9 protein-coding genes and 1 tRNA gene are annotated in these 12,722 nt (G+C 70.5%); 4 read left to right on the top strand and 6 right to left on the bottom strand.

Annotated elements, in window-relative coordinates; genetic code table 11:
- The 3 genes from ACFQ4O_RS02750 to ACFQ4O_RS02740 all read right to left on the bottom strand — a co-directional run.
- A partial coding sequence (locus tag ACFQ4O_RS02750; protein ID WP_378774110.1) for a glycosyltransferase occupies positions 1 to 1,121 on the bottom strand: 1,121 nt, incomplete at its 3' end.
- A 155-nt stretch (positions 1,122 to 1,276) separates the two neighbouring features.
- Positions 1,277 to 2,803 carry an acyl-CoA carboxylase subunit beta gene (locus ACFQ4O_RS02745; protein WP_378774109.1) on the bottom strand — a complete coding sequence of 509 codons (1,527 nt, stop codon included), beginning with the start codon at positions 2,801 to 2,803 and terminating at the stop codon, positions 1,277 to 1,279.
- Between the two features lie 118 nt (positions 2,804 to 2,921).
- Entirely contained in the window at positions 2,922 to 3,554 is a 633-nt protein-coding gene (locus ACFQ4O_RS02740) for a hypothetical protein (protein WP_378774108.1), read from the bottom strand.
- 249 nt (positions 3,555 to 3,803) lie between these two features.
- Here ACFQ4O_RS02740 and ACFQ4O_RS02735 point away from each other — a divergent pair, with 249 nt between their 5' ends.
- The 4 genes from ACFQ4O_RS02735 to ACFQ4O_RS02720 all read left to right on the top strand — a co-directional run bounded on the left by ACFQ4O_RS02735 (position 3,804) and on the right by ACFQ4O_RS02720 (position 10,574).
- On the top strand, positions 3,804 to 5,090 hold the full coding sequence (locus ACFQ4O_RS02735) for a hypothetical protein (protein WP_378774107.1): 1,287 nt from the start codon (positions 3,804 to 3,806) through the stop codon (positions 5,088 to 5,090).
- Between the two features lie 384 nt (positions 5,091 to 5,474).
- Positions 5,475 to 7,106: an OFA family MFS transporter gene (locus ACFQ4O_RS02730; RefSeq protein WP_378774106.1), complete on the top strand. Its 1,632-nt coding sequence runs from the start codon at positions 5,475 to 5,477 to the stop codon at positions 7,104 to 7,106.
- A gap of 119 nt (positions 7,107 to 7,225) precedes the next feature.
- Complete coding sequence (locus tag ACFQ4O_RS02725; RefSeq protein ID WP_378774105.1) at positions 7,226 to 8,608, top strand: sigma-54-dependent transcriptional regulator; 1,383 nt, start codon at positions 7,226 to 7,228, stop codon at positions 8,606 to 8,608.
- Complete coding sequence (locus ACFQ4O_RS02720; protein ID WP_378774104.1) at positions 8,601 to 10,574, top strand: sensor histidine kinase; 1,974 nt, start codon at positions 8,601 to 8,603, stop codon at positions 10,572 to 10,574. Before ACFQ4O_RS02725 ends, ACFQ4O_RS02720 begins: the two co-directional genes overlap by 8 nt.
- 246 nt (positions 10,575 to 10,820) lie before the next feature.
- Here the strand turns inward: ACFQ4O_RS02720 and ACFQ4O_RS02715 are convergent.
- The 3 genes from ACFQ4O_RS02715 to glnT form a co-directional block, all read right to left on the bottom strand.
- Positions 10,821 to 10,895 (bottom strand) — tRNA-Gln (locus tag ACFQ4O_RS02715).
- Positions 10,896 to 11,033: 138 nt separating this feature from the next.
- Complete coding sequence (locus ACFQ4O_RS02710; protein ID WP_378774103.1) at positions 11,034 to 11,258, bottom strand: hypothetical protein; 225 nt, start codon at positions 11,256 to 11,258, stop codon at positions 11,034 to 11,036.
- Between the two features lie 130 nt (positions 11,259 to 11,388).
- Positions 11,389 to 12,720 (bottom strand): type III glutamate--ammonia ligase, encoded by a 1,332-nt coding sequence (glnT, locus tag ACFQ4O_RS02705; protein WP_378774112.1) that lies wholly within the window; start codon positions 12,718 to 12,720, stop codon positions 11,389 to 11,391.
- Between the last annotated feature and the right edge of the window lie 2 nt (positions 12,721 to 12,722).

Here is a 12,722-nt window from a genome sequence, read left to right as displayed (position 1 = left end):
AGCCGCGCCCGCTCCAGCGGCCCGGGCCGGAACCAGAGGCCGCAGCCGAGCGCCGCGACCCGGGCGGCGTGGTCGAACTGGTCGAAGGCGAGCGGGGCGACGATCTGGGGCAGGCCGACGGCGAAGGCCTGCGCCGTGGTGCCGACGCCGCCGTGGTGGATCACGGCCCGCGCCTTGGGCAGCACCCGCTCCAGCGGCGCGTATGGCGCGACGAAGGTGGACCCGGCGGCCGGCTCTGGAATGTCGAGCGCCGTGCGCGACAGCGCGAGGCAGCGCCGGCCGGCCTTGGCGCAGGCGATCATCGCCGCCTGATAGAGCGCCTCCGTGCGCCGCCGGGTGGAGCCGAAGGTCACCACCACCGGCGGCTCGCCTCCGTCGAGAAAGGCCTCCAACGCGGCGTCGGGCGCGTCCGCGTCCGAGCCAAAATGGCCGACGCGCGGAAAGCTGAGCTGAACCGTGCGCGCGGGCCAGTCTGGCTGCGGCGCCTGGAACCAGTCCGGGAACAGCGCGGCCACCGCCTGCGGCGAATTCCACCAGTGGCGCAGCCGGTTGACGCGGCCGAGGCCGAGGCGCTCCCGCACCGCGTTCAGCCGCGGCAGCGCCACGGGGTCGATCATGTGCTCGTCCGCGCCGAGCTGAAGCCACCATTTCAGCCCCGGCGGAAGACGTTTCGGCAGCGGGAGGCCGGGCAGGCGCGGCGCGTCGTGCCGGCTTTGCAGCGCGCTCGGCGACAGATGCGCCGTGACCAGATGGCCGCCCAGCGCCTCGAAGGCGAGCCGCCCGCCGATGGCGAGCGTGGAGGCCACGATCACAGGCCGCGCGCCATCCGTGCTCAAGCGCTCGGCCGCGCGGAAGACCGGATCGAGCGTCAGCGGCAGCGCCGCGAACAGGCGCCGCGCGCCGAGCAGCGGCCGCCACGTGGCGGGATCGCCGAAGCTCGCCGTGTAATCCGCCTCCGACAGCAGCGGCTCGAAGGCGAGGCCTGCGCGTCGGATGAGGGCTTCGAACGGGGCGGGGGCGAGCAGCGTGGCCTCGTGTCCCCGCCGTTCGAGCGCGAGGCCGAGCGCGACGAAGGGCAGCACGTCGCCGATGGTGCCGACCGCCGCGATCAGGACGCGCATGGCGCTCCGCCCCGGCCGCCGGAAACGCGCACGGCGGCGAAGCCGTGGCCCGCCGCCGTCAGGTCCTCACCCAATCGATTCCGCCCCGTCGCCATCCGGGCAGACTAGCAGCCCGGACGTGTCCGTCCGCGCGCGAAAAGCGCCCCGCCGGGATGTCAGAGCGGAATGTTGTCGTGCTTCTTCCAGGGGTTTTCGAGCCGCTTGTTGCGCAGCATGGCGAGCGCGCGCGCCACCCGGCGGCGCGTGGAGCGCGGCTTGATGACCTCGTCGATGTAGCCCCGCTCCGCCGCCACGAAGGGCGTGAGGAAATGGTCCTCATACTCTTTGGTCTTCGCGGCGATGCCTTCGGCGTCCGCGCCGCGGAAGATGATCTCCACCGCGCCCTTGGCGCCCATGACGGCGATCTGGGCGGTCGGCCAGGCGTAGTTCACGTCGCCGCGCAGATGCTTGGACGCCATGACGTCATAGGCGCCGCCAAAGGCCTTGCGGGTGATGACGGTGACCTTAGGCACGGTCGCTTCCGCATAGGCGAACAGCAGCTTGGCGCCGTGCTTGATCAGGCCGCCATACTCCTGCGCCGTTCCGGGCAGGAAGCCGGGCACGTCCACATAGGTGACGATCGGGATCTCGAAGCAGTCGCAGAAGCGCACGAAGCGCGCCGCCTTGCGGGAGGCGTCCGAGTCCAGCACTCCGGCGAGCACCATCGGCTGGTTCGCCACGAAGCCCACGGTGCGCCCGTCCATGCGGCCGAAGCCGGTGACGATGTTCCTGGCGAAGTCCGGCTGGATCTCGAAGAAGTCGCCCTCGTCGACCGTCTTCAGGATCAGCTCCTTGATGTCGTAGGGCTTGTTCGGATTGTCCGGGATCAGCGTGTCGAGCGACTCGTCGTAGCGCTCGGGGTCGTCGAAGGACGGCCACTCGGGCGCGCCCTCCTTGTTGTTGCCGGGCAGGAAGTCCAGCAGACGGCGCATCTCGATCAGCGCGTCCACGTCGTTGTCATATGCGCCGTCGGCGATGGACGACTTGGAGGTGTGGACCTTGGCGCCGCCGAGCTCCTCGGCGGTCACCGTCTCGTTGGTGACGGTCTTCACCACGTCCGGGCCGGTGACGAACATGTAGGAGCGGTCGCGCACCATGAAGATGAAGTCGGTCATGGCCGGCGAGTAGACGTCGCCGCCGGCGCAGGGGCCCATGATGACCGAGATCTGCGGGATCACGCCCGAGGCCAGCACGTTGCGCTGGAACACCTCGCCGTAGCCGCCGAGCGCCGCGACGCCCTCCTGGATGCGCGCGCCGCCGGCGTCGAACAGGCCGATGATCGGCGCCCGGTTGCGGATCGCCATGTCCTGGATCTTGATGATCTTCTGGGCGTGTGTCTCGCTGAGCGAGCCGCCGAACACCGTGAAGTCCTTGGCGAACACGAACACCTTGCGGCCGTTCACCGTGCCCCAGCCGGTGACCACGCCGTCGCCGGGGATCTTCTGCTTCTCCATGCCGAAGTCGTTCGAGCGGTGCTCGACGAACATGTCGTATTCTTCGAACGAGCCGGGATCGAGGAACACCTCCAGCCGCTCGCGCGCGGTCAGCTTGCCGCGGGCGTGCTGGGCGTCGATGCGCTTCTGCCCGCCGCCGGCGCGCGCGGTGGCCCGGCGCGTTTCGAGCTCGTCGAGAATGTGCTTCATGGTCGAGGCGGCTCCGTCCCTTCGCAAACGCAAGGCGAGGCGTAGCGCGCCCGTTGCGGCGCCGCAATGTCGACGAACGTCCGGGGGCGAGGCGGTTCAACGCCCCCGGAGCGCCGCGTCACTCCGCCAGCAGCGAGACCTTGGGCTCGGCCCGGCGGGGCGTTCCCTTGGGCGCGGACGACGCCGGCGCGGGCTGCGCCGCAGGGTGGGCGGCCGGAACCTCGATCGGAGCGAGCGGGCGCGCCCGCGCCGCCTTGAACTCCTCCGAGCCGTAGACGCGCTCCATCACGGCGAGCGACAGCCCCTCGGCGAGGCGCAGGTCCGCGGCCTGCCGGTCCTGGGCCACGGCGATCACCGCGCCTGCCACGCCGTTGATCGCGGCCTGGTCGATGGCGACCGTGTCGAACTCGCCTTGGCTGCGCCCGGTCGCCACGTCCACCACCGTCACCTTGGCGTTGGCGCGATTGGCGTCGCCGACCAGCAGCGCCAGCGCCGGGTTCTTGTAGTGCAGATCCGTCACCACCACGTGCAGCCGTTTGCCCGCGCCGGCCGCCGACCCGTAGCGGGTGGATTCCCGCAGCGTCTTCACCCGCAGCGCGTCCGTGAAGGAGGTCGAGGCGTTCGCGGTCGCCGGCGCCGTGATCTCCAGATGCTGGACCCGGGCGGTCTTCTCCACGATCGGCGGGTGGGACACGCAGGCGGCGAGGCCGGCGCTGAGCAGCGCGACCGAGGCGAGAGGAGCGAATCGCATGACAGCCTCCACAAGGCGATGAACAGGAGCCGGGTACCGCCCGCCGCCGCGCGCCGCATGCGGGAAACTACGTACCGTTTCGCGCCTCGCGCGCGATCCGCGTCCCGCTGTCACCCAAGGGGCACAACCATGGCGCGCTAGGGCGCGATCCACCGACGGTCGGGCCGTGAACGCGGGACGAGACGCTGGCGGCAGGACGGATCGGTTTATAGACTGCGCCGCAGCAGCATGGCGGAGGGCCGGAACCACGTGAGCGCGGACGAGCGTCGGGAGCTGTATCGCGGCAGGGACGTGGTGGTGGTGGAGCGGCTGCTGCCGGGCTCCGCCGATGTCGCCGTCACCTTCACGCCGTTCTCCGACCGCAGTCACCGCGCAGGGGGCTACGCCGAGGCCTTCCTCGCCGGTCGCGGCCTCTCCGCGGTCCATGTGATCTCCCAGCGCAATCACTGGTGGCAGACGCCGGAGATGGAGCCGGCGCTGGAGGCGATCCGCGCGCTCGGTCTGCGCGCGCGTCACCGCCACGTCACCACCTACGGCTCCAGCATGGGCGGCCACGGGGCGCTGCTGTTCGCCCGCCGGGTCGAGGCCACCCAGGTCCTTGCGCTGTCGCCGCAGTTCGCCGTCAACGGCCGCGGCGCGCTGTGGCGCCCGCGCTGGCCGACGCTCGACGAGCTCTACCGCTACGAGGACGAGGCCGCGCACGACGCCCGGATCACCGTGGCCTACGATCCCTATGACGGCTTCGACCGCCGCCATGCGGAAGCGATTGGCGCGGTGACGCCGTTCGAGGCGCTGCGCGTGCCGTTCAGCCTGCATCCCGTTGGGCCGGCGCTGGTGGAGATGGGCCTGCTGTCCGGCTTCGCGCTGGCCTATCTCACGGGCGGCGGCGACGTGGCGGCGCTCAACGCCGACATCCGTAGCAAGCGACGGTCGAGCTTCGTCTGTCTGTCGGGACTGCTGCACCGCTTGGAGCGGCGCGGCGCCAAGGGGGCGATGCACCGCACGGTCCGCAAGCGCGCCAGCGACATGTTCGTGAAACGGCTGAAGACCGGCGTGCCCATGGAGCTGAAATCGGCGCTGCGGCCGGTGGTGAAGCCCTATTTCAACACGCTGGAGGCCAAGGGCGACCGCAAGACCGCGCTGCGGATGGCCCGTCGGCTGCTGGAGCTGAACCCCACGTCCTACGAGGCGCATGCGCTGCTGGCCAGGCAGCTCGGCCGGGCGGGCGAGCATAACGAGGCCCTGACCGTTGCGATCGCGGGCTATCGCTACAACCGGAAGGTCCAGACCGCGGTGGCGGTGGCGGACGTGGCGCTGGCCGCGGGCCGGCCGGACGAGGCCCATCGCTTCATGAAGATCGCCTTCGGCCTGCCGCAGGGCGACGCCGGCCCCTGGATCAACCTCATTCTCGCCCACGGCGGAACGCTGGATCACCGCTACGCCAAGAGGGCCTTCCGGCTGGCGGCGACGCTGGCGCCCGACCATCCACGGCTTCAGGAGGCCCGCCTGCAAATGGGGCGTGACGACGTGGCGTGAGCGGTCGACGACGGCCAGGCTGGCTGCGCGACGTCGGACAGCCGCTCAAGCTTTGGTCCATTGCAAACGAAACGCATCGCCAACGTCATATGAGGCGGTAGGCGCGAGCGCGCAGGCGCGCGCTCCTTGGCCCGTCGCGGCGCGCGCGGTCGTTCGTGCTCGCACGCCCGCCTTGCGTCCCACGTTAGGCTCAGACTGCGTCGGACAATTTGTCCACGGTGCGACGGCGCGTCACAGGCTGTTTGGACATTTTGTCCATGTCTCTGCACGACCTGAACAGCCTGCGCCTTGAAAACGCTCATGAATTCGGAATGGCCCGGACCTTGCTGATCAGCGGGAGAGGCGCGGCGGAGACCGTGCGACCGAGGATCACGAGGAGGGCCCATGTCCGCTACCATCGCCGACGCCAGTTTCTTCAGCCGCGAGCGCACCGTCGCCGCGCCGAGCTTCAACCGCTGGCTGGTGCCGCCGGCAGCCCTCGCCATCCATCTCTGCATCGGCATGGCCTATGGCTTCAGCGTGTTCTGGCTGCCGCTGTCGCGCGCGGTCGGCGTCACGCAGCCGATCGCCTGTCCGGCGGACATGGGCTTCTTCGCCTCGCTGGTCGCCACCGGCTGCGACTGGAAGATCAGCCAGCTCGGCTGGATGTACACGCTGTTCTTCGTCCTGCTCGGCTGCTCCGCCGCCATCTGGGGCGGCTGGCTGGAGCGCGCCGGGCCGCGCAAGGCGGGGCTCGTCTCCGCCGCCTGCTGGTGCGGCGGCCTGCTGATCTCGGCGGTCGGCGTCTACACCCACCAGCTCTGGCTGCTGTGGCTCGGCTCCGGCGTCATCGGCGGCATCGGGCTCGGCCTCGGCTACATCTCGCCGGTCTCGACCCTGATCAAGTGGTTCCCCGACCGTCGCGGCATGGCGACGGGCATGGCGATCATGGGCTTCGGCGGCGGCGCGATGATCGGCGCTCCGCTCGCCGACTGGCTGATGCGCCAGTTCGCGACCGAAACCTCCGTCGGCGTGTGGCAGACCTTCGTCGCGATGGCCGTGATCTACGCCGTGTTCATGGTGGCCGGCGCGCTCGGCTACCGCGTGCCGCGCGACGGCTGGAAGCCCGCCGGCTGGACGCCGCCCGCGGCCTCCAAGAGCGCCATGGTGTCGTCCGCCAACGTGCATCTCGACGTCGCGACCCGCACGCCGCAGTTCTGGCTGATCTGGGCCGCGCTCTGCCTCAACGTCTCGGCCGGCATCGGCGTCATCGGCATGGCCTCGCCCATGCTGCAGGAGGTGTTCGGCGGCAAGCTGATCGGACTAGACGTCGCTTTCGGCGACCTCACCGCGGTCCAGAAGGCGCAGATCGCCGCCATCGCCGCCGGCTTCACCGGCCTGCTCAGCCTGTGCAACATCGGCGGCCGCTTCGCCTGGGCCACCTCGTCGGACAAGCTCGGCCGCAAGCTCACCTTCGCGATCTTCTTCACGGTCGGCTTCGCGCTCTATGTGGCCGCGCCGACGCTGGCGGGGCTCGGCACCACGCTGTTCTTCGTGCTCGCCATGGGCGTCGCGATCTCCATGTACGGCGGCGGCTTCGCGACCGTGCCGGCCTATCTCGCCGACATCTTCGGCACGCGCTACGTGGGCGCGATCCACGGCCGCCTGCTGACCGCCTGGGCGACGGCCGGCATCCTCGGGCCGGTGCTGGTGAACTACCTGCGCGAGCACCAGCTCGCCGCCGGCCTGCCCGCCGCCGAGGCCTACAACCAGACCATGTACATCCTCGCCGGCCTGCTGGTGCTCGGCATGGTCTGCAACCTCGCGGTCCGTCCGGTCGCCGCCCGCCACCACATGCCCGAGGACACGTCCGCCAAGGTCGCGACGGCCGCGTCCCCGGTCTCGCTCGGCGACACGCCGACCGCGCCCGCCGCCGCCTCGCCGGTTCTCGTCGGCCTCGCCTGGGCGGCGGTCGGCGTCCCGCTCGCCGTCGGCGTGTTCATCACGCTGCAGAAGGCGGTCATCCTGCTGCATTGAGCGACGCGCGCGCGTTCGAGACCCGCCGGCCGACCGCCGGCGGGTCTTTCGCGTCGCGCCCGGCGATGCTCTAAGCAGGTGTGAGCGCGAAGGTCCTTTGCGCCCCAGACGGCGGTTCCATGAGCCACGACAGCGCTGCGGCCGACACGACGGATGCGCCGGCCGACATCCCGGCCGATCCCTGGCTCGCGCGCGCCCACATCCTCGTGGTCGACGACGAGCCGGGCATGCGCAACTTCCTCACCCGCACGCTCGCGCCCCGCTGCGCGCGGGTGGAGGCGGTGGGCGACACGGCCTCCGCCGGCCGGCTGATCGACGCCAGCCATTTCGATCTCATCATCCTCGACAACATCATGGCCGGGCGCACCGGCCTCGAATGGCTGAGCGACCTGCGCCGCGACGGCTTCTTCACCGAGGTGATCCTGATCACGGCCTTCGCGGATCTCGAGACCGCGATCGAGGCGCTCCGGGCGGGCGCGGCCGACTTCGTGCTGAAGCCGTTCCGCACCAAGCAGATCCTCAACGCCATCGCGCGCTGCCTCGACCGGGCGGCGCTGCGCCGGGAGAACTTCGTGCTGCGCCGCCAGCTCGGCGCGCAGGCGAAGCCCGAGGCGCCGGGGCGGCTGGTCGGGACCTCGCCCCAGATGGCGCGCATCCGCGAGATGGTGACGCGCGCGGCCGCGACCCCGACCACGGTGCTGATCACCGGCGAATCCGGCACCGCCAAGGAGATCACCGCCCGGGCGCTGCACGAGCAGTCGCCCTACGCCGCCAAGCCGTTCGTGCCGGTGAACTGCGCGGCGATCGCGGCCGAGATCATCGAGAGCGAGCTGTTCGGCCATGTGAAGGGCGCCTTCACCGGCGCCGCGTCCTCGCGCGAGGGGCTGTTCTTCTATGCGCAGGGCGGCACGCTGTTCCTCGACGAACTGGCCGAGCTGCCGCTGTCCCTGCAGGCGAAGCTGCTGCGGGTGATCGAGGACCGCAAGGTCCGGCCCGTGGGCTCCGACCGCGAGGTGCCGATCGACGTCCGGCTCATCGCCGCCACCAACGCCGATCTCACGGAAGCGGTGGAGGCGGGCCGGTTCCGTGCGGACCTCTATTACCGGCTCGACGTGTTCCGCATCCACCTGCCGCCGCTGCGCGAGCGGCCCGAGGACATCGAGCCGCTGGCGCGGATGTTCATGGAGCAGATCTCCGCCCAGCTCGGCCTGCCGCCGCTGCCGTTCGACCGCGACACCCTGCGGCGCTTCGAGGCCTATCCCTGGCCCGGCAACGCGCGTGAGCTGCGCAACCGGGTGGAGCGCGGCCTGATCCTCGGCGCGTTCGACGTGGGCGAGGACGAGGGCGCGCCGCAGGACGAGACGGAGGACCTCGCGGAGGTGGAGAAGCGCCACATGCTGCGGGTTCTGGAGACGGCCGGCGGCAACCGCGCCGAGGCCGCCCGGCGGCTCGGCGTCTCCCGCAAGACGCTCGACCGCAAATGCGCCGAGTGGAATGCCTGAGCGTCCGCCCTCGGGCTGGCGGCTGCGTTCGGTCCGCTCCCGGCTGCTCGCCATCGCGCTGCTGCCCATGGTGGTGGTGCTGCCGGTGGTGCTCGGCTTCGCGCTGTTCTGGTGGCTCGCCCAGTTCGACGCGCTGCTGGTCTCCAAAGCGAATGACGAGCTGATCGTCGCGCGGCAGTATCTCAGCCGCCTGAAGGAGAAGGGCGCGGAGCAGCTGTCCGCGCTCGCCCAGTCCGCGGCCTTCGCGGAGGCCGCGCGGGACGGCCGGATCGAGAGCCTGCTGGAGAGCCGGCGCATGGCGCTCGGACTCGACTTCCTGCGCCTCGTGGAGAACGGCGACGCCTCCGCGCCGGAGCGCAAGGTGGTGGAGGCGGCGCTCGCGGGCCGCGCGGAGAGCGCGCTCGATCTGTTCGAGCCCGACGAGATGGCGTGGCTCGCGCCCGGCATGGCCGATCGCGCGCGGACTTATCTGGTGCCGACCCCGAACGCGGCCGACACCGACCGGGCCGTGGAGCCGCGCGGGCTGGTGATCCACTCCGCGACCCCGGCGACGGGACCCGACGGCCGGCCGGCCGCGCTCGTGGGCGGAACGCTGCTCAACGGCAATCTCGGCTTCGTGGACACGATCAATGACCTGATCTACGCCCGTTCGAGCCTGCCCGCCGGCGGGCAGGGCACCGTGACGCTGTTCCTGGGCGACGTGCGGATCGCGACCAACGTCCGCCTGTTCGGCGACCGGCGCGCGCTCGGCACGCGGGTGTCGCGCGAGGTGCGGGACGCGGTGCTGGGGCAGGGGCGCACCTGGCTCGACAGCGCCTTCGTGGTCAGCGACCGCTACATCTCCGCCTACGAGCCGATCGTGGACGGCGAGGGACAGCGGGTCGGCATGCTCTATGTGGGCTTTCCTGAACAGCCGTTCCGCGAGGCGCGCTGGACCATGATCGGCGCCGTGGTCGCGGCCTTCGCGCTCGCGGTCGCGGTCACCGTGCCGTTCCTGCTCGGCCTCGCCCGGGCGATCTTCCGGCCGCTGGAGCGCATGAGCGAGACGATCGCGGCCGTGGACGCCGGGGACCTCGGCGCCCGCACCGGCGCGGTGCCCTGCGACGACGAGATCGGCCTCGTGGCGCACCGGTTCAACGATCTGCTCGACGGCCTCCAGGCGCGGGACGCGGAGCTGCGGGCCTGGGGCGCGGAGCTCGACGCCCGCGTCGCGGAGCGCACCCGCCAGCTCGAGGAGACGCGGCGCCAGCTGGTGATGTCCGAAAAGCTCGCCTCCATCGGCGAGATCACCGCCGGCGTCGCCCACGAGATCAACAACCCGATCGCGGTGATCCAGGGCAATCTGGAGGTCGCCCGCGACGTGCTCGGCTCCGCCGCCCGGGAGGTTTCGACCGAGTTCGACCTGATCGACCAGCAGGTCCAACGGGTGAACATGATCGTCACCCGCCTGCTGCAGTTCGCGCGGCCGGACGAATACGCCGGCTATGTGGAGACGGTGGCGCCGGGCGCCGTGGTGACGGACTGCCTCGTGCTCGTGCGCCATCTGCTGGAGCGCGCCGACATCGCGGTCCGCACGGAGGACGCCGCCCAGCGCGTGGTCGAGGTCAGCCGCACCGAGCTTCAGCAGGTGCTGATCAATCTGATGGTCAACGCCATCCACGCCATGCCGGACGGCGGCGCCCTGACCATCTCCACGCGCGACGAGGACCGCGCCGGGGCGCCGGGCGTCGCGATCCGCGTCGCCGACACCGGCGTCGGCATCGGCCCGGAGAAGCTCGACCGCATCTTCGACCCGTTCTTCACCGCGGGGCGGCACGGCGGCACCGGGCTCGGCCTCTCCATCAGCTACACGCTGGTGGCCCGCTACGGCGGCGCCATCACGGTGGAGAGCGAGGTCGGACGTGGCTCGGTCTTCGCGGTCTGGCTGCCGGTCGAGACGGACGCCGGACGAACGCCGGACGCGTGAGGCCGCGCGCCGCTTCCGCGCGGGCCGCACGCTCGGAGCGCGCCACGGTTTTCCTTGATCGTCTTACGGATCGAGACGGCCGTCTTTTCGGCGCAACGCGCCATCACGGCCTACTCGCGGGGAGGGAACGCGCGGCGAACACGGCGGCTCGGACTGCGCCGGCCATTGGGGGTCGCATGTGCGCCGCCTGTTCCGGCTTGCCCAACGTGTCGCGACCACAAACCCCAAGGCGCTTTTGGGGTTAGGTGGCTGGGGCGGGAGGATTCGAACCTCCGCATGGGGGAATCAAAATCCCCTGCCTTACCGCTTGGCGACGCCCCATCGCATGCTGCGACGCGAGCCGGATGGATAGCCGGAACCGGCCCGCGGCCGCAACTGCTTCGCGCGAAATCCCAGCCAGCGGTCGGCTCCGTCCAGACAGTGCGAAAGGTTGACGGTCGTGATGGCGGCGCCGAACGCTCAGACCATGATCGACCCGCGGCGGTCGCGGCCAGTGTTCCGGCCCGTCTCGATCGACATTGCCGGCACGCGGAAGATCGTCCGTTCGCCGACCCGGTTCATCCGCGTTCCGACGAGCGTAGAAACGTCCGCTGCGGTCTCCTCAATGAGTGAAATCACGATCTGCTTGCGCTGGAAGGGCTCGGCGGCGTCAGTTCCGCCGCCGTAAGAGATGAGGGCGGACACCGAGGCGCGAGCTCCAAATCGCAGAGGAGGCGGGAGCGTCTCGACGCGACGTGAGACGAGCGATGCGTCGCGTCTCGACGCCCGCGCCGAAGACCTCGAGCTTCGGTGAAGATCGACGCCGCCTTGGCCCTCAGAACATGTGGCTGTAGCGGGCGGTCTCCCAAGGGCTGATCGTCGCGTGGTACTCGCGCCATTCCTCGCGCTTGTAGGTGACGAACTCGTCGCGCAGCGACACGCCGAGCGTCTTTTCGACCAGCGGATCGGCCTCGAAGGCGTCGACCGCCTCTGCGAGGGTCTGGGGAAGGAACTCGATCCCGCGGGAGGCGCGCTCCGCTTCGGTCAGCTCGTAGAGATTGTCCTCGTTCGGAGCGCCCGGATCGAGCTTTTCGCGGACGCCTTCGAGGCCGGCCGCAAGCGCGAGCGCGGCCGCGAGATAGGGGTTCGCGGCGCCGTCGGCGTTGCGGCTTTCGCAGCGGCCGCCGCCCATGGGGATGCGGATCGAGTTGGTGCGGTTGTTGGAGCCGTAGGAGTTGAACACCGGCGCCCAGGAGAAGGTCGCCATGTCGCCGCGCCGCGTCAGGCGCTTGTAGCTGTTCACCGTCGGCGCGAAGGCCGCGCAGAGCGCCCGCCCGTGGCGGATGATGCCGGCGACGAAGTGGTAGCCGGTCTCCGACAGGCCGAGGCCGCGCGGGTCGTCCTTGGGGTCGCAGGCGAACAGGTTCGCGCCCGTCGTGATGTCGGAGAGCGACATGTTGAAATGCGCGCCGTTGCCGGTGCGGTTCGCGAACGGCTTCGGCATCATCGTGGCGATGAGGCCTTCGTCCTTGGCGTATTGCTTCGCCATCAGCCGGAAGAAGGTCAGCCGGTCGGCGGTCGTCAGCGCGTCCGAATAGGCGAAGTCGAACTCGAACTGGCCGTTCGCGTCCTCATGGTCGAGCGAATAGAGGTCCCAGCCGAGATCGTTGATGGTCTCGGCCACCCGGTCGACCCAGGAGAAGTTCGAGAGGAAGCCGCGGACGTCGTAGCAAGGCTTGACGAGCTTGTCGTCGGGATCGGGAATGGCGAGCGAGCCGTCGGCGAGCTGGCGCAGCAGGAAGATCTCGCATTCGATGCCGAGATTGAAGCCGAAGCCCATGCTGGCGGCTTCCGCCATCACGTTCTTCAGCAGCACGCGGGTCGACAGCGGATAGGGCGCGCCCTTGAGGGCGATGTCGGCCGGCGCCCAGGCGATCTTCGGCTCCCAGGGCAGCTGGATGAAGCGCGTGATGTCCGGCACCGAGGCGAACTCGTCCTCGTTCGGCGCCTGGCCGAGGCCGTCGACCGCATAGCCGGTGTAAAGCTCCGAGCCCGCCGCCATCTGCGGCAGGTGATCGAGCGGCACCACCTTGCCCTTCTGGGCGCCATGGATGTCGACATAGGCCCCGATGCAGTACTTCACGCCCTTGGCGCGGAGTTCGTCCATCA

It is taken from the genome of Methylopila musalis, from assembly GCF_042679725.1.
Lineage (GTDB): Bacteria > Pseudomonadota > Alphaproteobacteria > Rhizobiales > Methylopilaceae > Methylopila > Methylopila musalis.
The sequence above is the reverse complement of the archived record's forward strand: the minus strand, read 5'-3'. Positions and strand labels throughout refer to the sequence as shown.